The sequence below is a fragment of the Anaerobacillus sp. ABD4_527 genome, assembly GCF_056160805.1.
Genome location: NZ_JBSWXZ010000001.1, coordinates 280,264 through 300,417, shown reverse-complemented (window position 1 = coordinate 300,417; position 20,154 = coordinate 280,264). Strand labels below are relative to the sequence as shown.

Here is a 20,154-nt window from a genome sequence, read left to right as displayed (position 1 = left end):
TAAATGCTACTCGACCGAAACAATATACGGATAGATCGGTTGCTTTCCTTCATGGAGTTCAACTTCTACTTCTTCGAACTGCTCTTCTATAAAGGAAACGAGCTTTTCTGCTTCTTCTTTGTCTGCATCTTCACCATAGATGATCGTGATGATCTCATCATCTTCGCCGATCATCGATTCTAATAGAGCTTTCGCTACATCGAATCGAGATGATTCAGAGACTACGATTTTTCCATCAGAAATCCCCATGAAATCATCTTTTGCGATCGAAACGCCATCGATTTGAGTGTCACGAACAGCAAATGTAACCTGACCTGATTTCACTTCAGACATGCTTGCTTTCATCGCCGAACCATTTTCCTCGATTTCTACCGAAGGATTAAATCCGAGTAAGCTAGCGATCCCTTGTGGAACAGTTTTAGAAGGAATGACAACAACATTCTCTTCAACTACGGATGCTGCTTGCTCTGCTGTCATGACGATGTTGCTGTTATTCGGAAGGATGATGATATTTTCGGCATTCACTTCCTCGATCGCTTTCACGATGTCCTCTGTGCTTGGGTTCATCGTTTGACCACCGGAGATCACGTAGCTCGCGCCCAAACTCTTGAATAGGTCAGCGATCCCATCACCCATCGAAACGGTAATAATACCGTATTTCTTCTTTTCAGCAGCTGCTGGCTTAGAAGCTTTTTCTTCGTTAAGAATCGTCGAATGCTGCTCACGCATATTCTCAATCTTAATTTTGATCAAACTTCCGAAATTCTGTGCATATGTCATGATATTACCAGGGTATTCAGTATGCATATGTACTTTGACAAGGTCGTCATCAGAAATCACGAGAAGTGAGTCCCCGTGCTTGTCTAGTTCATTTCGAAACGATTCTTCATCATATGGAGATTGTTTAAGCTTCGCGTCTTCAAGTTGAACCATGAATTCAGTACAATATCCAAATTCGATATCTTCTGTCTTCATATGTCCTTGTGCACCTTTATGGTGCTCAGCGCGAACCAATTCATCCATCTTTTCTTCTTCAAGTGACACATCAGGTGCTTCTTTGCCTTCAAGCACGGCAAGAAAGCCTTCATAGATCACGAGTAAACCTTGTCCACCGGAGTCTACAACCCCAACTTCTTTTAGAACTGGAAGTAGATCAGGCGTACGTTGAAGGGAGGCTTTCGCTTCCTTTACAACGATTTGCATAAGCTCGATCATATCTTCCGTTTGCTTTGCTGACTTTACAGCTTTCTTCGCAGCGTCTTTTGCTACAGTTAGAATCGTACCCTCAACAGGCTTCATAACAGCTTTATAAGCCGACTCTACGCCGTTGTCTAAAGCAGCAGCAAAGTCTACAGTTCCAATTTCACTCTTTGTATCGATCGCTTTAGAAAACCCTCTGAATAACTGTGAAAGAATTACTCCAGAGTTTCCTCGCGCACCCATTAATAGTCCTCGTGCAAATAGAGATGCAACGTCTCCTACTTTCTCTGAGCTGCTTTTCTTAACTTCGTTTGCACCTGAAGTAATGGTTAGGTTCATATTGGTTCCTGTATCTCCGTCTGGTACAGGGAATACGTTTAAGGCATCAACCATTTTTGCATTTTTAGATAGGTTGTTTGCACCTTCGATAACCATATGCGCAAACCGCTTACCGTCAATCCTCTTAATTGTCACAGACTGTTCCTCCTAACTCCACTTAAGGGTTCGTTACTCTGACCCCTTGTACGTAGATGTTTACAGAATCTACAGATAGTCCGAGCATTTGGTCAAGCTGGTACTTTACTTTTGTTTGAACGTTATGAGCAACTTCCGAAATTTTTGTACCATAGCTCACAATAATATACATATCGATATTGAGTTCTTCTTCTTCTCTGCGAACTACTATCCCTCTGCTAAAGTTATCTTTTCCCAACAATTCTGTAATACCGTCTTTAAGTTGCTTCTGAGAAGCCATACCTACGATACCATAACAATCTATCGCCGCGCCACCTGCAATTGCAGCTACTACCTCAGTAGAAATATCGATTTGTCCGTATTGGGTTTTCATTTCAATTGACATATTTGTTCCTCCCTTAGCGATTTGGGTGCTGACCAATGTTCCATTCTATCTTCATTACTAACTCTTGATGCTAAAATAAATTAAATACATCTCATTTAGAGCTAATAGTTATTTTACTACAATATTAGTGAATTTAAAAGTTCATCCTTGTAAAACACTCGTATCATCACTTTTAGCTGTTAAGTTTTTTTCTTGATAACCCTGTTGTTTGTCTTGCATTCACTATACCTACGTGATACTATAGTGGAGGATTTATCCTGCACTTCTTGTGCAATGTAGGACAGTAAGGAGGTTGAAATAATGGCTAAATGTGCAATCACTGGCAAAAAGACTGCGTTTGGTAACAAGCGTTCTCACGCGTTGAATACAACAAAACGTAAATTTGGTGCAAACCTTCAAAAGGTACGTATCATGGTTGATGGTAAACCGAAAAAAGTATATGTTTCTGCTCGTGCCCTTAAATCTGGGAAAGTAGAACGCGTATAATTGACACACGAAAAAGCACCCGTTAACGGGTGCTTTTTTTGTTAAAAGGCTACTGAATGATCATCCAACAAAATAGTGATCATTTACGCTCCAATCTGCGCTAATATGAAGGATTAAACCAATAATAATCACCTTGACGAGCTGAAAAGTTAGGTAGCATAATAGGTCGGAAAGTTTAACTTTGATTGATTGTATTCTAGTAGGAGTGAATACCTCTTGACTCCCGTGGTCCAACGGGCGTTCGAGACTCAGATTGGACGGCTCTTTGTCCGCTTTGAGGCTCGGACGTTCGTCCACAGGAAAGCAAGAGGTATTTAAACTCCTACGGCATAGGGACCACATCAACTAGATCCTTAACATGCTTACACAAAAAAGCACCCGGGATCAGGTGCTTTTTTTCGTGCTATTCATTTTTACGAAGAGATCCAAGAATCGCCCTTACAAACCCACCGAGAAACTTAGGTAGTTTAATCGTATAGAACTTCATACTTCCCCCTCCTCAAAAGTCAAAAATGGAGACCAGGATAAAACAATATGAGATCATAATATTCTTTACTATTATATTCGCCGAAAATAAAATATACCCTAATCCTGATGTTCGGCGTCCGAACTTCTTACCACCATAAGTATGCCTTCAGTAAATGAATAAGACCCATTTTCCTCGACCAATTCATTACTTATGCATAAACTCGATCCCCATTCCAACTTTTTATCAGTAAGAGGAAATTTAAAACCTTCTAACGTTAATCCCTTTACTTCGGGTGTGTACGATAAGAACGAAGCGTATGGATATCGCGCATCACTCTCTAAAGAATAATGGCCTGGTCCTTTTAACTGAAGACGATTCTGTCGATCTTCTAGCTTTACACTCACGCCACTCTTCAACCCTTTTATCAACATCTGCACGTTCATCCAGCTATGATCAAGTCTACCCCCTGTGACCCCATACATGATGATTTCACTCGGTCGTTGGTCGATCGCCCAGTCGAGTGCTAACTCAAGATCTGTATGATCTTTTTCTGATGGATACACATGAAATGAAAGGTTATGCGTTTCAATCCACTCTCTTTCTTCAGGCGTGACAGAGTCAAAATCCCCAAATCCCTGAGAAGGAGTGATGCCGTGCTTCAAGAGCGTATACACTCCCCGGTCAACACCTACCCATTGCACACCCCGCTTATCTTTTAGTAGATTTTGAGGCAAATCAGAAATTGGTCCACTTGCTACAAGATAGATAGCTTCATGTGTCATGGTCGATGAACCATCTTCGGAGAAGTCGATGAAAGCAGCGCTAACACAATAATTGAAACGGCTGCTGCAGGGAAGAGATAAGAAGCATTATATAAAAATGAGTACAGCGCGACAGGCGTACCTTCTGGCGCCATATCACCGAACCAAATAACACCCGAAGTAAAATGAGATACTAATCGGAACAACGCTCCGAGAAAACAGCCGATCGCAATCATCGTGATTCGTTTCTTTTTAGTAGCATCTTGTGAAACACTAAACAGTCCTGCTAAACCTACTACCATGAATCCAACCGGATAATCTAGTAAAAATTGTACTGGATGTACGTAAAACGGTGCGACTAGAAGCGGCTGTAGGATGCCCACTAATAAGCCAGTGACGATCCCAGGTCCGATCCCTCTCCGAAAGGCAATTAAGAAGATCGGTACCATCGCTAGTGAAACAGAACCCCCATTGGGCCATAAACGGATGGAAAACAAGTCCAAGATCACCCCGATACCTGCCATAAGGGCGATCTCAAGAAGTAAAACAAGGCGATTGTTATTCATAATCATCTACTCCTAAACAATAATTTCACTTTACAAAAAAACAGCGGGCGTGTCGCCCGGCTGTTTTAAGATTGACGAAGGCTCTCGATTGCTGATTTACGATCTTCCATATTGTAAACCGCTGATCCTGCCACAAGTACCGTAGCACCAGCTTCGATACATTTTCTAGCTGTCTCTTTGTTGACTCCGCCATCCACTTCGATTTCAGGCGATACACCCAAGTCATCCGCTAGTTTTTTTACTTCTGCAATTTTCGGAACCACTCTTTCGATGAAAGCCTGTCCACCAAACCCAGGATTCACGGTCATGAGGAGAACAAGGTCAACATCTTCGATCACATGCTTGATCGCATCGACTGGTGTTGCAGGATTGATGACGACGCCTGCTTTAACACCTTTGCTCTTGATCAACTGAATCGTACGATGTAAATGAGGACATGCCTCTGCGTGAACAGTCAGGATATCTGCCCCTGCATCTGCGAACTCTTCGATGTAGTGATCTGGGTTTTCAATCATAAGGTGCACGTCGAGCGGTAAGTTGGTAACGGGACGAAGAGCTCGAACGATTGGTGCTCCAATCGTAATGTTTGGTACGAAATGTCCGTCCATCACGTCTACGTGAATATAATCAGCTCCACACGCTTCAACATCCTTCACTTCTTCTCCAAGTTTTGCGAAGTCGCTTGAGAGGATTGATGGTGCAATCTTTATCATATTAATACCTCCGTTTTTGGTCCTTAATCTCTGTGAAGAACGATGAATAATGGTCGTATCTGTACGCCTTTATCTCACCTTCATCTACAGCTGCTTTAACCGCACATCCAGGTTCTTTCATGTGGGTGCAGCCTCTAAATTTACATTCGTTCGTTTTTTCTCTAATCTCAGGGAAGTAAAGCCATAAATCATCTGCCTCTATGCCCCTGAAATCAAGAGAACTAAAGCCGGGTGTATCAGCGACTAATCCAGATCCAAACGGAATCAATTCAACATGACGAGTCGTATGTTTTCCTCGACCCAAATGTGTTGAAATATCGCTAGTATCTAAGTCTAAATCCGGATTGATCGCATTGAGTAGTGAGGACTTCCCTACTCCTGATTGTCCTGCGAATACAGTGACATTATCATAGAAATGCTCCTCGATCTCAGATATTCCAGATAAACTCTGTGCAGAATTCATCAGTACTTCATACCCCACCTCACGATAGTCCTTGCCATAATTGTGTATGATTTCTTCTTCTGATTCTGAAACAAGATCCATTTTTGTGATGCAGATGACTGGCTTTATATCACTCGCTTCGATATGAACAAGAAACTTATCAAGCAGCTGCGTATTGAACGTAGGTTGAGTAGCTGAAAAAACGAGAAAAGCCTGATCGATATTAGCAATCGGTGGACGTACTAATTCATTCTCTCTATTCTTTACTTCTAGAATATAACCATCTGTTTTATTCTCCGCTTCATAGACAACGTTATCTCCAACTAAAGGGGTAATCTTTCGCTTTCTAAAATTCCCTCTGCCTCTGCATTGATAAATTTCTTTATTCACTTCATCCTGCACGTAATAAAAGCCACTTAAAGCTTTAATAATTCTTCCATCTGCCATGTAGGACTCCTTACTCGTTTTTTCCGTATTTTTGTTTTGCTTGATCATAGGTAATCGTCTTCGACTCAATTTCTTCACCATTATCAAAGACTTTATACGACGCATAGTCTCCTGGATCGATCGTCAGTTCAAACTCAAATTTGCTCGATTTGTCAATTTCTTCAACGATTTCACCGTTCTCTGTCTTAGAGTCACGATAGATGATCTCAATTGGATGCTTTTCCTTATCCTTAACGTCTACTTTTACTTCTTCAGTAAACACAATTCGTTCTTCTTCTGGCTCCGGTTCAGGTTCTGGTTCTGGACCTTTAGAGAGGGTTACAGTAATCGTTTGTCCCTTCTCGATGCTCGTGGCCGTATTAGGCGACTGATCCATCACGAGACCTTCCTGGACTGAATCGCTGAAAGCAGCTTCATTATAAGCAACCTTTAGACCTTCAGCGTTTGCGAACGCTTCGACTTCTTCTTTCGTTTTGTTCGTTAAGTCTGGTAATAAAACAGGCTCTGGTCCTTGACTGTACCAGATCACGATTCGATCTTCAGTAGGGAGAACCATCTTACCAGCTTCTGGACTCTGGTCATAGATTTCCCCCTTAGGTTCGTCACGATACTCTCCTTCGAACTTCACGTTTTCGAATCCTTTAGAATCAAGGTCTGCTTCCACTTCACTCTGTGTCTTACCTATGAAATTCGGAAGCTCCGTCTTTTCAGCACCTTTGCTTACATATAGGGTCACCCTACTATTCTCTTTAACCATCGACCCAGAACTTGGGTCTTGACTGATGACATCATCTTCCTCAACAGTCTCGTTAAACTGTTCTTCCTTCTCAACAGCAAGGTTGCTTTCAATCAAAGCGGTTCGAGCATCTTCATACGTCATTCCAGACACGTCAGGTACTTCAACGTCTGGTACGTAAAATAGATCGGGCATAAAAATGAATGCAAGTGCACCAGCACCACCTAATAAGAGTAAAATCAGGAAAACAATCGTTACGATTTTACCTGCTTTTTTCTTCTTTTTGTTTTTAGGAGATTTATCCTGTTTCTCATTGTCAGATTCCGTTTCAACTTCTGCTTTCTCAGGTTTACTCTCGGAAGCATCAGTTGGAACAACAGGACTAAGCACCTTCGTAGCTTCATCATCGTCTGAAGCTACAGGTGCATCATACACCTTAGTAGGATCTAGTGCGTTATCTAACGCATCATAGAGTTCCTGAGCATTCTCATAACGCTGGTGAGGTTCTTTCGCCATCGCTTTCAGAATAATTTGCTCAACATTTTTCGGTAAAGAGGTGTTGATCAAACTCGGCCTTGGAAAGCGATCCTGAAGATGCTTCAACGCAACCGAAACAGGAGAGTCGCCTGAGAACGGTAGCACGCCAGTCACAACTTCATAAAGGACAACGCCAAGAGAATAGATGTCTGAGCGCTCTGTCGCCGCTCCTCCACGCGCCTGTTCTGGTGAAAAATAATGGACGGATCCGAGTACAGAGTTCGTATGTGTAATCGTTGCAGATGTCATGGCCATCGCGATTCCAAAGTCTGTGACTTTTGCTTCGCCATATTCATTGATCAAAATATTATGAGGCTTAATGTCACGATGGATGATTTGATTTTCATGAGCGTGTTCGATCGCGGAAGCAATCTGCTTGATGATATCGATGGCTTCTACAATTGGAAGGGCTCCACGATCTCGAATGCTTTGCTTTAACGTTTTCCCTTCAACGTACTCCATTACGATGTAATGGTAATCTTCATCTTCACCAACATCAAAGATCGAGACGATATTAGGATGATCAAGACTCGTTGCGGATTCTGCTTCTCTTCTAAATCGCTTGATGAACTCATCATCCTTAGAGAATTCAGGTCTCAGTAACTTAACTGCTACGATTCGATCTAGAATTAAATCCGTAGCCTTATACACGATTGCCATACCACCATCACCGATGACCTCAAGCAATTTGTACCGGCCGTTAATATGCTTTCCTATCATTAGCTTTCACTTCCTGAAGACATAGAATGCTCTATGACTGCAACGGTGATGTTATCTTCCCCACCAGCTTCATTTGCGAGCATAACTAATTTCGTCGCTTTCTCTTGAAGTGAAATTTCTGAAGACAAGATCTCCTGCAGCGTTTCATCTGCCAGCTTGTTTGTTAAGCCATCCGTACAAAACAATGCAACTTCGCCCTCAGTCCATTCGAATGTATGGATATCGACTTTAACCTTTTCTTCTGTACCTAAAGCTCGCAGCAGTACGTGCTTTCTTGGATGGTCCTCCGCTTCTTCTTCAGATAATTGGCCGCTCTTCACAAGCTCGTTCACTAGCGAATGATCGCTCGTTTTCTGGTTGAATTCACCGTCTTGAATCAAATACGCTCGGCTATCCCCAACGTGTGCGATCGTAATAAATTCTTCTGTACAAATAGCGGCAACTAACGTTGTTCCCATACCAGCGTACTCTGTATTGTCGTTTGAATAAGACAGTATCGTTGCGTTCGCTTCTTTAATCGTATGTAATAGCCAGGCTTCCGCTCTTCCCGGACGAAAGCCAGCCTTCTCTTTTTTCCAGTTTGTTTGCAGGCATTCGACTGCCATGGAACTAGCAATATCTCCTGCTTTATGGCCTCCCATGCCATCTGCCACGATTACAAGGTACTCACCAAGATTATTTTGAATAGCACTGGTACTGTCTTCATTGTAAGCTCTGACCTGTCCGCGGTCTGTCAATGTTACAGCTTGCATGTGGTCACCCCGTCTCTATAATCCACTTTATCACATCTAACTATTTCTCTTTAACCAACGTTGCGATATAAAAGCCATCCGTGCCAAAGTAGTGCGGTAATAATTGAAGCTCTCCACCATTTATATAAGGCGAAACAACTTTTGGAAGGCGTTCATTCATAGTAGTATCCATCGAAAATTCAGGATGGTCTTCTAAGAATGCTCTGACGACATCCTGATTTTCCGCTTCTTCTATTGTACACGTACTATAAACCAATTTTCCACCAGGTTTTACAAGAGAAGCCTGTGAATCCAAAATTCCCCTTTGAACCGAAGTAATCCTCTCGATATCTTCAGGTTTTTTTGCCCACTTGATATCTGGCTTTCTTCGGAGAACCCCAAAACCTGTACAAGGAGCGTCAACTAAAATCCGGTCAAACGTGTTTTCTTCAAACTCGTCAGAAACTAGACGACTGTCGAGCGCTTTTGCTTCCACATTTAGAAGTCCTAAACGTTCTGCTTGTTTCTTAATCAACTTGATTTTATGGTCGTGAAGATCAAGAGATTGAACGTATCCTTCCCCTTGTAGGCGTTCAGCAATGTGAGTTGTCTTCCCACCTGGAGCTGCACAGGCATCAAGAACGGCGTGGCCAGGGTCGATGTCGAGTGCTCTTGCTACGAGCATCGAGCTCTCATCTTGTATCGTTACTTCGCCTCTTTTATAGACATCAGTTTCGATCAATTGACCTTTCACTACTTTGATGGCGTCTAGTGAAAGCTCCCCTTTCATCACCTCTAAGCCCGCTTCAGCTAGATGTGAAAGCACCTGGTCTACAGTCGTTTTCATCGTGTTGACCCTTGCAGTCACATATGGTGCCTGAAGATTTTCTTCACACATTGCTTCAGTTTCATCAAGTCCAAATTGCTCAGCCCAACGTTTTACCAGCCAATATGGATGGCTTTTTTCAATCGAAATCCTTTCAACGTCGTCCGTTATCGAACTAAAATCTTTGAGGCCTTTTCTCTGCACGTTCCGCAAAACGCCGTTAACCATTCCACTGATGCCTTTATGACCTCGTTTCTTTGCTATCTCAACCGCTTCATGAATGACAGCTCGATCAGGTACTCGATCGAGATACACCATTTGATAAAGCGATAGATGTAAGAGTGAGATTACCCAGGATTGAATCTTTTTCCGATTCGTTAAAAAGTCATCAAGATAGAAATCGAGCGTCTTTTGGCGCTGAATAGTTCCATAAACGATCTCGGTTAGTAGACCGATGTCTTTTCTTGATAACTTATGCTTATTAATGGTCTCGTTTAAGAGGAGATTGCTGTAAGCTTGGTTTTTGTTAATTTTCTCAAGTACATCTAGTGCCGCTGCCCTCACGTTAGTCATGTTGCTCACCAAATAAAGAGCCTTTTTCGAATGTACGTCCCTGTAAATACTGAGCAGCGCTCATCCGTTTCTTACCAGCAGGTTGAATCTCAGTAAGCTTGATTGCAGTAGAATTGCCAGTCGCAACGACCGGACCGTCCTGATCTGTATATAAAACGGTTCCAGGAGCAGCTTGTCCATTCGCTTCAACTTTCTCACCCCACCAAACTTTCATAACGTTGCCCTCATATTCTGTAAAGGCTACTGGCCAAGGATGAAGTCCTCGAATCTGGTTGTAAATCTCTTCTCCAGGTCTTGTCCAGTCGATTTTTTCTAAGTTACGTTTAATATTCGGGGCAAAAGTTGCTTCTTCATCGTTTTGTTTCTCTGGAGTGATGTTGCCTTTTACTAACTCAGGAATCGTTTCTTTTAAAAGCTTTGCACCGGACACACTAAGTTTGTCATGAAGAATACCAGTATGGTCGCGTTCTTCAATCGGTACGACCGATTGTGTAAGAATATCACCAGCATCTAATTTCTCAACCATATACATGATTGTGATGCCCGTTTCTTTATGTCCTTGTAGAATGGAGTAATGAATCGGCGCACCACCTCGAAGTTTTGGCAGTAAAGAGGCATGCACATTGATACACCCGTGTTTAGGCGCATCAAGAAGCTCCTTTGGAAGGATCTGACCAAATGCTGCCGTGACGATAAGATCTGGATTTAGATCTAAAATTTCTTTCAGCTGTTCAGGTTCTTTAACTTTTTCAGGCTGCAACACTGGCAATCCGTGTTTTTCAGCAGCGACTTTAACGGGTGGCGGTGTCATGACACGTTTTCTCCCTTTAGGGCGATCAGGTTGTGTGACAACGCCAGAAATGGTGTACCCTTCTTCAACCAACATATCCAATACAGGTACTGAGAAATCAGGTGTTCCCATAAATACGATGTTCATCTTATTCGTCACTTCCTTCCTCTTCTAAATCAACGTATCGAATCACTTTTTCAGTGAACAGAACGCCATGAAGGTGGTCGACCTCATGTTGGATGACCCTTGCAAAGAAGTCCTCTGCTTTTAACGTGAATTCCTTTCCATGGCGATCTTGCGCCTTAAGGACGATTCGAGTAGGTCGTTCTACTTCACCGAATAAACCTGGGAAGCTTAAGCACCCCTCTAGATCCACTTCAGCTCCAGTTGCTTTTTTTATAACAGGGTTAATGATTTCAAGTGGCTCTTCTTCACGAGTATCGATCACTGCAATTTGCTTTTCGATTCCGATTTGTGGCGCAGCTAGTCCAACACCTTCCGCATCATACATCGTGTCGAACATATCATCTAATAGTCGATGAAGATCGTTATCGAACGATTTTACCGTTTCACATTCTTTTTCTAGTACCTCATCAGGGTGTATTACAATTTTTCTTATAGACAAATTCATTCTTCCTTTCAAACGACATCTACATCATCATATAGGGCTGTGTGTCTATCGTGATCTGAAGCTTGCCGCGTGTCATTTCCTTCGCATAGTGCTTTTGTATTTCTTTTAAGCAGTGATGCAGTTTTGGTTCAGTTTTGTATTTTATCATGCATTGATAGCGATATCTATCTTTGATCCTTGGTATAGCTGATGCCACAGGTCCTAGCACAACACTTTCTTCTGAAAGGCTCGATTTCAGAAACTCAGAAATCTTTTCTGTTACATCGACCGTTTTTGTTAACTCCTCATGAGAGACGTTCACCATCGCTAGAAAATAAAATGGTGGATATCCGTACTGTTTTCTCATGATCATTTCGCGCTTGTAAAAAGCAAGGTAGTCATGCTGTGAAGCAAGCTCAATACTATAGTGTTCTGGGGTATACGATTGAACAACAACTTCTCCTGGTAAAACGTGACGTCCCGCTCGACCGCTTACTTGCGTTAGAAGTTGGAACGTCTTTTCTGATGCGCGAAAATCAGGGATATGAAGCATCGCATCTCCCGCTAAGACGCCAACGAGCGTGACATTCGGAAAGTCGAGTCCTTTTGCGATCATTTGTGTTCCTAACAAAATATCTGCTTTCCCTTCCCCAAAATGCGTGAGGAGTTTTTCATGTGAACCTTTTCGACGTGTCGTATCGACATCCATCCTCACCACACGAGCTTCAGGTAAGATCTTCGTAAGTTCCTCTTCAACACGCTGTGTCCCAGTTCCAAAGAAACGAATATGCTCACTTTCACATTCAGGGCAAGAAGACGGAAGCGGTTCTTCAAACCCACAATAATGACATCGCATCGTCCCATTGATCTTATGGTATGTGAGACTGATATCACAATGTGGACATTCCACTACAAAACCACAATCCCGGCACATTACAAAAGTCGAATACCCTCTTCTATTTAAAAACAGAACGCTTTGCTCTTTTTTCATCAGGCGATCTTGCAGTTTATCATAGAGCTCATTAGAAAACATCGAGCGATTTCCTGATCTCAGCTCTTCCCTCATATCGACGATCGACACCTCGGGCATCTGCTGATTATTGACGCGATGAAGAAGCTCGAGTAGTGTATAAACTCCCTTTGTTGCTCTTGCATAGGATTCTAACGAAGGAGTAGCACTCCCTAACACGATAGGACAATCATGATTTTCACCACGTTTAATCGCCACATCCCTGGCATGGTAGCGTGGATTTTCTTCTTGTTTGTAGCTTCCTTCGTGTTCCTCATCAATAATGATGATCCCAAGGTTTTTAAATGGAGCAAAAACAGCGGATCGTGCTCCGACCACCACTTTTACTTCACCACGATGGATCTTTCTCCACTCATCATACTTTTCGCCCCTTGATAGTCCGCTGTGCAACACTGCAACGTTCGACCCAAACCTACTCTTAAATCGGTTTACCATCTGTGGGGTAAGTGAGATCTCAGGGACTAACACGATTGCTTCTTTACCATCGTTCAATACTCTGTGGATGGATTGAAGGTAGATCTCAGTTTTACCGCTCCCCGTTACGCCGTGAATCAAAAAGGTACGGTGCTGGTTGTTTTCGATGCTATCTAAGATCGGAGTGATCGCTTGCTGCTGAAGGTCTGTTAATTCTAAGGGCGTTGATGGAGCAAAACTTCTCCCCTCATACGGATCTCGATATAACTCCAATTCTTCTTCTTTTAGTATTGACTTTGAAACGAGAGCTTTGATCGTTGATCGTGTCGTATCGAGCGTGCCCATCAACTCTTTGTACGAAACAGCACCTTGATGATCGATAAAATATTGAATGATTTCCTGTTGTTTTAAGGCTCGGTTACCCATTTTCTCTTTCTCGACCGTGAGCTCTTTACCACTTAGCTGAGCCGAAACAGCCAACTGTGTTTTAGGAGCAGTTTTTTCCTTTACGTCGTACCTTACTTCTAATTCATCATGTTTGATCGCACGGTTTAAATCTTTGTGAGTAAAATGAGACAAAAAATCTTCCCATCTCATTCCGTTCGTATTGCCGATTATCTTTCCCCATGGTGCTGTTTCATCAAACTGATTTCCTCGTACGACCGTCTTGGTCACATTTGCCTTCATCGCTGCTGGAAGCATCGCTTGAAAAGCAGAAACAGCATAGCATAGCGTTTTTTCTGTTAACCAAAATCCTAGATCAAGAAGCTCAGGTGTAAGTACAGGGGTTACATCTTTTATTTCGTCTAGTTCTTTTAGTTTATCAAGTTCTGAATCTTTCTCGATGCTGATCACAAACCCCTGTATCTTTCGAGGTCCAAATGGCACAACAATTCTCATGCCAGGCTCTAATACGTCTTGAAACGATTCTGGAATCGCATAATCAAACAGTCGATCCGTTTGATTAGCTGGTACATCGACAATTACCTTTGCAATCATCGAACATCCAGCCGTTTCGCTTCGTCAAGAATTTTATTTGCAACATCATGCTTCGATTGCAATGGGAGGTGAATGTGCTCTCCGTCTTTTCGAATCAACGTCATAATGTTCGTATCTTTATCGAATCCTGCTCCTTCACTCGTAATGTTGTTTGCACAGACGAGGTCAAGGTTTTTCTTCTCAAGTTTCTTCATGGCATATTCTTCAACTTTTTCTGACTCAGCCGCAAAACCAATCAGGATTTGATGCTCTTTCTTTTTTCCAATCGAGGCTAAAATATCCTTTGTCCGCTCCATTTCAATTACGATGGAGTCATTTGACTTTTTAACTTTTCCTTTCGATACAACGACCGGTCGATAATCTGCAACCGCAGCTGCCTTAATGATGATATCCGCTCGAACCGCTTCACTCATCGCGGCTTCATACATCTCTTCAGCCGTCAACACATCGATTCGGTTTACACGAGGAGGCGTTTCTAACTGCACTGGCCCAGCGATCAATGTCACTTCGGCCCCTCTCATTGCAGCCTGTTCAGCAAGTGCAAATCCCATCTTCCCAGAAGAATAATTTGTGAAATACCTTACTGGATCCACAGGTTCTCGAGTTGGACCGGCTGTAACCAATACTTTTTTACCAATCAAATCACGGGTATCTTCATTAAAATAGGTTTGTAAAGTTGATAAAATATCTTCTGGTTCGGCCATACGTCCTTTCCCTACATACCCGCATGCTAATAACCCTTCACCAGGTTCGAGGAAGTGACATCCGAATTCTTTTAATATGCTCATGTTTCGAAATACAGCAGGATGCTCATACATATGTACGTTCATAGCTGGTGCAACGAAGATCGGTGCCTGTGTTGCTAAGAGTGTTGTAGACATCATATCGTCTGCTATTCCATTTGCTAATTTTCCAATCATGTTCGCTGTTGCAGGCGCAATCAGCACGATGTCCGCCCAGTCGGCAAGATCGATGTGAGCGACTGAAGCTGGGTCTTTTTCTTCGAACGTATCTTGATAAACATCATTTCTAGACAACGTTTGAAAGGTGAGAGGTGTAACGAATTGTGATGCTGAATGCGTCATCAAAACTTTTACCTCTGCACCTTCTTGAAATAATTTGCTAGTAAGCGCTGCGGCTTTAAAAACGGCAATGCCGCCACTTACGCAAAGCATGATCTTCTTCCCTTTCAAACTCATTACGCTTCACCTTCCACCATTCTAGTTAACATAATAATGTTACGGTATATTAAAAAGGGCTACCATCTTTTATGAAAAAAATAACAACCTATTCTCATAGGTTGTTACTTCTACTAGTCGTGTATCATTCCATCAGCTAGCAATTTTCCGTCCATTACTTCTTCTAGCGCTTTTCCTACAGGCTTTTCGGACTTTGGGTGGTCTACATAAACATTCTCTGTTTGTTGAATAACACGAGCTCTTTTCGCTGAAAGTGTTACGAGCGTGTATTTTGAGTCAATTCTCTCCATTAATGAGTCGATTGATGGATATAGGATCATAGTTATACCTCCGATACGTTTTTATAATGATGTGCGATTCGATCACGTCTTAAATGCTCTGCAGTAATGATTGCTCTCATTCTTTCACATGCAAGCTCGACCTGATCATTTTCAACGATATAATCGTACTGGTCAATCAATTCGATTTCTTCTTTTGCAACGCCCATACGATTATCGATCACGTCGTCCGTTTCAGTTCCACGGTTGACGATTCGATTTCTGAGTTCAGTTAAACTCGGTGGCATTAAAAAGATGTAGGCACCTTCTGGGAAATGGTTTCTTACCTGCTTAGCACCTTGTACTTCGATTTCGAGTAAAACATCTCTTCCTGAATTAAGCGTTTCTTCTACATAATCGACGGGTGTTCCATAATAATTGTCTACGAACTGTGCGTATTCAAGTAGTTTATTATTTTCAATCATCTCTTCAAATTCTGAATGAGATTTAAAGAAATAGTCTACTCCGTCCACTTCCCCTTCACGCGGTTTACGAGTCGTTACAGAGATTGAATATTGCACTTCCTCCGCATCCTGCATGAAAGCTTTCCTTACTGTTCCTTTTCCAACACCTGAAGGGCCAGAAAGAACAATTAGTAATCCACGATCTTTATTCATACTAACCTCCACTTTCTAAATCCTACTCATCTGATAGTTCGTCTTTGTTGATCAGTCTTTGCGCTACAGTTTCTGGTTGTACCGCTGAAAGAATAACATGGTCACTATCAGAAATGATCACTGCACGGGTTCTCCGTCCATATGTTGCATCTACTAACATATTGCGATCTCTAGCTACCGTAATAATTCGCTTAATCGGTGCAGATTCTGGACTAACGATCGATACAATTCGGTTAGCGTTGACGATATTGCCAAAGCCTATGTTAATCAATTTAATACTCATTGTCTTTCCTCCCAGGAATCACGATTCTATTTTTACACAGTTTTTGTGAATTTAAACGATGAATACCGTGCAGGTTACTCGATATTCTGAACTTGTTCTCGAATCTTTTCCACTTCACTCTTTAGCTCGACAACATGATGACTAATCGTTTGATGAGTGGATTTAGAGCCGATCGTATTGAGTTCTCGGTTAATTTCCTGCACTAAAAAATCAAGCTTACGTCCGATTGCACCTTCTGTAGTAAGAATATCATGGAACTGAGTGAGATGACTACGAAGTCTTGTAATTTCTTCATCGACACTTGCCTTGTCAGCAAGTAGTGCCACTTCTGTTAAGATTCGTCCATCATCAACATCCTCTAGTTCTTTCAATTCAGCTAGTTTGTGCCGAATCCTTGTTTCATACGTGGTGGTGACTTCGGTACTCATCGAAGAGATCAGCTCTACTTTCTTCTCCATCTCATTTAGCTTCAAACGAATGTCTTGGTATAATGCGTCGCCTTCTGATTCTCTCATGGTAACCAATGATCTCACGGCTTCCTCAAGAGAATTTGCGATCCCTACACTATCCAGTTCAGTTTCCTGTTGTTGGACGTGAAACACATCCTCTAAGTGAAGCAACTGAGAAATAGAAAGGTCGTCATTCAACTCGTATCGTTCACCGGCTTGCTTTAGCAATGTTATGTATTGGTCGAGCAACTCCCAATCTGCCTGCAGTTTATTCGAAGTCATATCAGCACCTTCTAATTGAATAAATACATCTACTTTTCCGCGATGCACGTTTTGCTGCACGATCTTTTTAAACGTTGATTCGAATTGCAGGAGATTTTTAGGCATACGAAAGGATACATCGAAGTATCGATGATTTACAGATTTTATTTCGACAGTGATTTGAACACCGTTCCATTCGTTCGATGCTCTTCCATACCCTGTCATACTCTTAATCATTTTATCACTTCCAATAGCTATTCTATCCAATTGTACCACTTCATAATGCTGAAACAAAGTCATAACTTCGTCTCAAAGCTTTTTTAAATAGACTGTATTTTCAATCAAAAAACAGAGGATGTGATCACCCTCTGTTCAAACGGATATTTCTTTTGAAAAAGACTGAGCCAGCAAGGAGAAACGTCGGTATGCAAGAAAATACAAGAATCAGCATCCATTCTCTCATCGACAAATACGTAGTATGGAAGATCGGTTGCAGCGGCTCATAATAGATAACGGCGAGCAGAAGTCCAACAGAAGAGAGTACTGCGAAAACGAGTGCTTTGTTTTCAAATGGATTTCTATGAAATACAGAGAGTTCACTTCTACAGTCAAATACATGGATTAACTGTGCGAGTACAAGAGTAGAAAAGGCAACTGTTTGAGCTTTTACTAAATCATCAGGGTTTTCACCAAAGCAAATCATAAACGCCGCTAGGGTACACACCCCGATCATGATTCCCCTTGATATGATCTTCCATCCTAAACCTCTTGCAAATACACCTTCCTTCGGGTGGCGGGGGTTTCTCTTCATCACGTTTCCTTCAGCAGGATCAAGCCCAAGTGCCATTGCTGGCAAACCGTCCGTTACGAGGTTCACCCAAAGAATTTGGATAGGAACCAGTGGTAAAGGCAGAGCTAAAAGAATCGCAAATAACATCACGAGGATTTCTCCAACGTTAGAAGCCAGGAGGTATCGGATAAATTTACGAATGTTTTCGTAAATGTTTCTACCTTCTTCGACAGCTGCTCGAATGGTTGCAAAGTTATCGTCACTTAAAATAAGAGAAGACGCTTCTTTTGAGACATCAGTTCCTGTGAGCCCCATTGAAATCCCGATATTGGATGCTTTGATCGCAGGTGCATCGTTCACACCATCCCCTGTCATCGCTACGATATGACCTTTCCTCTGGAGTGCTTGCACGATCTTCAACTTATGTTCGGGAGAAACGCGCGCAAACACATAGATATCTTCTACAATACTTTCTAACTCCTCAACAGAGTAAGTCGAAAGCTTGCTACCTTCCATTACTTTACCGTCGTCGGGTAAAATCCCAAGGTTTCGGGCAATGGCCGTCGCCGTCGTCACGTGATCACCTGTTATCATTACGGTTTTGATCCCTGCTGTCTTACAGTCCTCGACTGCTTGCTTCACTTCTTCTCTAGGTGGATCGATCATCCCTTGTAACCCAACAAACGTGAGCCTAGACTCAGCCTGTACGCTATGTAGAAGCCGTTCTTCATTTTGGATCGGCTTATAAGCGACGGCAATTGTTCGGAGCGCATTGTTTCCAAATGAAGCAAGTTCTTCATTGATTTGCTTTTCATAACTCTTTCTTAACGGCGCCTGACGTTCGTTCCAAAGTACTGATCCGCATTGTTTTAATACAATATCAGGAGCACCTTTTGCAATGACGTACCGCTTCCCAGCTTGATCTTCTACGATCACACTCATCATTTTTCGGTTCGAATCAAATGGGAATTCCTGAATGATCGTGAATTCTTCTTCGCGTATTTCTTCCGTTAAACCTGCTTTCATTGCGGCTGCGACGAGCGCTCCTTCAGTTGGATCTCCATCAAGGTAATAGTCACCGTCTTGTTCGAGGACCCTCGCATTGCTACAAATAAGACCAAACGTCAGAAGCTGCTTTAATGATTTTTCGTCATCAGAATAAACTCTTGTGTCCCCTTTGAAGAAGTCTCCGTACGGAGAATAGCCTGAGCCCGTTACGTTCCATGTTTGTCCACCAGCCCATAGCTTCGTTACCATCATTTTGTTTTGCGTCAACGTGCCTGTCTTATCTGAACAGATGACTGTTGCGCAGCCAAGCGTTTCGACCGATGGTAGTTTTCGTACAATCGCTTTCCGTTTGATCATCTTCTGCATGCCGATCGCTAATGCGATCGTAACAATTGCCGGAAGACCTTCTGGGATTGCTGCGACGGCTAACGATACTCCTGCAAGGAACATGTCATAAACGTCTCGTCCTTGAAAAATACCTAGTAATACAACGATCGCGGTTAAAAATAGTGCTGCGGCAATTAATATTTTCCCAAGTTGTTCTAAGCGGTGCTGCAACGGGGTTTCAAGCGTATCCGCAGTTTGAATTAAGTGAGCGATCTTGCCCATCTCTGTATTCATACCTGTAGCTGTAACGATTCCGATGCCTTTTCCCTTTGTTACTAGCGTTCCCATGAACCCCATATTCAGTTGATCACCAGGGCCTGCCCCTTCCTCACGAATTGGCTCTGGGTGTTTATTAGAAGGAACCGATTCACCCGTTAATGCTGACTCTTCGATCTGAAGCTCTTGGCATTGAATGATGCGAAGATCTGCTCCAATTCGGTCACCGCTCTCAATTCGTACGATATCACCTACTACGGCATCCCGTGCTGGTATCGACACCCACGAAGAATCACGCAGCACTTTCATGTGTGGAGATGATAACTGTTTTAATGCCTGTAACGATTTTTCAGCTTTTCTTTCCTGCACAAAACCGAGTATCCCATTGACCAAGATAATAAGGATAATCGCAATGGCATCGAGGTATTCACCGAGAAGGCCAGAAATTAATGTTGCTGCAAGCAAGACGACGACCATGAAGTCTTTGAACTGCGATAGAAACAGTAACACGACCGATGGCCGCTCTGCCTCTTCTAGCTCATTAAGTCCGAACACCTTTTGTCTTTCAGCCGCATCCTCGGTGGTGATGCCCGTTTCAACATTCGTTTCTAGTTCTTCAGCCACCTCTGGTTCTGTCATGTTATACCAGCTCATGTTCAACACTCCGATCCTGCACAATGTCACTCTAATAGTCCATCTATATTCAGACAAGCTACAA

General features: G+C 42.5%; 20 protein-coding genes. 1 reads left to right on the top strand and 19 read right to left on the bottom strand.

Annotated elements, in window-relative coordinates:
- Nucleotides 1–6: 6 nt before the first annotated feature.
- Both ACXAHI_RS01570 and ACXAHI_RS01565 read right to left on the bottom strand, forming a co-directional pair.
- Nucleotides 7–1,674, bottom strand: a complete 1,668-nt coding sequence (locus ACXAHI_RS01570) for a DAK2 domain-containing protein (RefSeq protein ID WP_474845430.1) — start codon at nucleotides 1,672–1,674, stop codon at nucleotides 7–9.
- Nucleotides 1,675–1,696: 22 nt separating this feature from the next.
- Nucleotides 1,697–2,059 (bottom strand): Asp23/Gls24 family envelope stress response protein, encoded by a 363-nt coding sequence (locus tag ACXAHI_RS01565; protein ID WP_224882043.1) that lies wholly within the window; start codon nucleotides 2,057–2,059, stop codon nucleotides 1,697–1,699.
- A 297-nt stretch (nucleotides 2,060–2,356) separates the two neighbouring features.
- Here ACXAHI_RS01565 and rpmB point away from each other — a divergent pair, with 297 nt between their 5' ends.
- Nucleotides 2,357–2,545 (top strand): 50S ribosomal protein L28, encoded by a 189-nt coding sequence (gene rpmB / locus ACXAHI_RS01560; RefSeq protein ID WP_224883001.1) that lies wholly within the window; start codon nucleotides 2,357–2,359, stop codon nucleotides 2,543–2,545.
- 403 nt (nucleotides 2,546–2,948) lie between these two features.
- Here rpmB and spoVM read toward each other — a convergent pair whose 3' ends face one another.
- The 17 genes from spoVM to ACXAHI_RS01475 all read right to left on the bottom strand — a co-directional run bounded on the left by spoVM (nucleotide 2,949) and on the right by ACXAHI_RS01475 (nucleotide 20,090).
- Nucleotides 2,949–3,032, bottom strand: coding sequence for a stage V sporulation protein SpoVM (spoVM, locus tag ACXAHI_RS01555; RefSeq protein WP_224882999.1), 84 nt, complete (start codon nucleotides 3,030–3,032; stop codon nucleotides 2,949–2,951).
- A gap of 98 nt (nucleotides 3,033–3,130) precedes the next feature.
- A complete protein-coding gene (locus ACXAHI_RS01550) occupies nucleotides 3,131–3,796 on the bottom strand; it encodes a thiamine diphosphokinase (RefSeq protein ID WP_474845429.1) in 666 nt (221 codons plus the stop codon).
- Nucleotides 3,793–4,341, bottom strand: coding sequence for an energy-coupled thiamine transporter ThiT (gene thiT, locus ACXAHI_RS01545; protein ID WP_474845427.1), 549 nt, complete (start codon nucleotides 4,339–4,341; stop codon nucleotides 3,793–3,795). Before thiT ends, ACXAHI_RS01550 begins: the two co-directional genes overlap by 4 nt.
- A gap of 65 nt (nucleotides 4,342–4,406) precedes the next feature.
- Nucleotides 4,407–5,054 (bottom strand): ribulose-phosphate 3-epimerase, encoded by a 648-nt coding sequence (gene rpe / locus ACXAHI_RS01540; RefSeq protein ID WP_474845425.1) that lies wholly within the window; start codon nucleotides 5,052–5,054, stop codon nucleotides 4,407–4,409.
- A gap of 1 nt (nucleotide 5,055) precedes the next feature.
- On the bottom strand, nucleotides 5,056–5,943 hold the full coding sequence (gene rsgA / locus ACXAHI_RS01535; protein ID WP_474845423.1) for a ribosome small subunit-dependent GTPase A: 888 nt from the start codon (nucleotides 5,941–5,943) through the stop codon (nucleotides 5,056–5,058).
- Between the two features lie 10 nt (nucleotides 5,944–5,953).
- Nucleotides 5,954–7,936, bottom strand: coding sequence for a Stk1 family PASTA domain-containing Ser/Thr kinase (pknB, locus tag ACXAHI_RS01530; protein WP_474845421.1), 1,983 nt, complete (start codon nucleotides 7,934–7,936; stop codon nucleotides 5,954–5,956).
- Nucleotides 7,936–8,688, bottom strand: a complete 753-nt coding sequence (locus ACXAHI_RS01525; RefSeq protein WP_474845419.1) for a Stp1/IreP family PP2C-type Ser/Thr phosphatase — start codon at nucleotides 8,686–8,688, stop codon at nucleotides 7,936–7,938. The genes pknB and ACXAHI_RS01525 overlap by 1 nt, the downstream gene beginning before the upstream one ends.
- 40 nt (nucleotides 8,689–8,728) lie before the next feature.
- Nucleotides 8,729–10,066, bottom strand: a complete 1,338-nt coding sequence (rsmB, locus tag ACXAHI_RS01520; RefSeq protein ID WP_474845417.1) for a 16S rRNA (cytosine(967)-C(5))-methyltransferase RsmB — start codon at nucleotides 10,064–10,066, stop codon at nucleotides 8,729–8,731.
- On the bottom strand, nucleotides 10,059–11,003 hold the full coding sequence (fmt, locus tag ACXAHI_RS01515; RefSeq protein ID WP_474848041.1) for a methionyl-tRNA formyltransferase: 945 nt from the start codon (nucleotides 11,001–11,003) through the stop codon (nucleotides 10,059–10,061). Before fmt ends, rsmB begins: the two co-directional genes overlap by 8 nt.
- A gap of 1 nt (nucleotide 11,004) precedes the next feature.
- Nucleotides 11,005–11,481 carry a peptide deformylase gene (gene def / locus ACXAHI_RS01510; protein ID WP_474845415.1) on the bottom strand — a complete coding sequence of 159 codons (477 nt, stop codon included), beginning with the start codon at nucleotides 11,479–11,481 and terminating at the stop codon, nucleotides 11,005–11,007.
- A gap of 25 nt (nucleotides 11,482–11,506) precedes the next feature.
- Complete coding sequence (priA, locus tag ACXAHI_RS01505) at nucleotides 11,507–13,909, bottom strand: primosomal protein N' (RefSeq protein WP_474845413.1); 2,403 nt, start codon at nucleotides 13,907–13,909, stop codon at nucleotides 11,507–11,509.
- Complete coding sequence (coaBC, locus tag ACXAHI_RS01500) at nucleotides 13,906–15,108, bottom strand: bifunctional phosphopantothenoylcysteine decarboxylase/phosphopantothenate--cysteine ligase CoaBC (RefSeq protein WP_474845411.1); 1,203 nt, start codon at nucleotides 15,106–15,108, stop codon at nucleotides 13,906–13,908. The genes priA and coaBC overlap by 4 nt, the downstream gene beginning before the upstream one ends.
- A 113-nt stretch (nucleotides 15,109–15,221) precedes the next feature.
- Nucleotides 15,222–15,425 (bottom strand): DNA-directed RNA polymerase subunit omega, encoded by a 204-nt coding sequence (rpoZ, locus tag ACXAHI_RS01495; RefSeq protein WP_270182061.1) that lies wholly within the window; start codon nucleotides 15,423–15,425, stop codon nucleotides 15,222–15,224.
- A gap of 5 nt (nucleotides 15,426–15,430) precedes the next feature.
- Nucleotides 15,431–16,042, bottom strand: a complete 612-nt coding sequence (gene gmk / locus ACXAHI_RS01490) for a guanylate kinase (protein ID WP_474845410.1) — start codon at nucleotides 16,040–16,042, stop codon at nucleotides 15,431–15,433.
- Nucleotides 16,043–16,064: 22 nt separating this feature from the next.
- The gene (gene remA / locus ACXAHI_RS01485; RefSeq protein ID WP_224881992.1) at nucleotides 16,065–16,325 is read right to left on the bottom strand and encodes an extracellular matrix/biofilm regulator RemA; all 261 of its coding nucleotides are present in this window, start codon (nucleotides 16,323–16,325) and stop codon (nucleotides 16,065–16,067) included.
- Between the two features lie 74 nt (nucleotides 16,326–16,399).
- Nucleotides 16,400–17,272, bottom strand: a complete 873-nt coding sequence (locus tag ACXAHI_RS01480) for a YicC/YloC family endoribonuclease (RefSeq protein ID WP_474845408.1) — start codon at nucleotides 17,270–17,272, stop codon at nucleotides 16,400–16,402.
- A gap of 124 nt (nucleotides 17,273–17,396) precedes the next feature.
- Complete coding sequence (locus ACXAHI_RS01475; protein ID WP_474845406.1) at nucleotides 17,397–20,090, bottom strand: calcium-translocating P-type ATPase, SERCA-type; 2,694 nt, start codon at nucleotides 20,088–20,090, stop codon at nucleotides 17,397–17,399.
- Nucleotides 20,091–20,154: the final 64 nt, after the last annotated feature.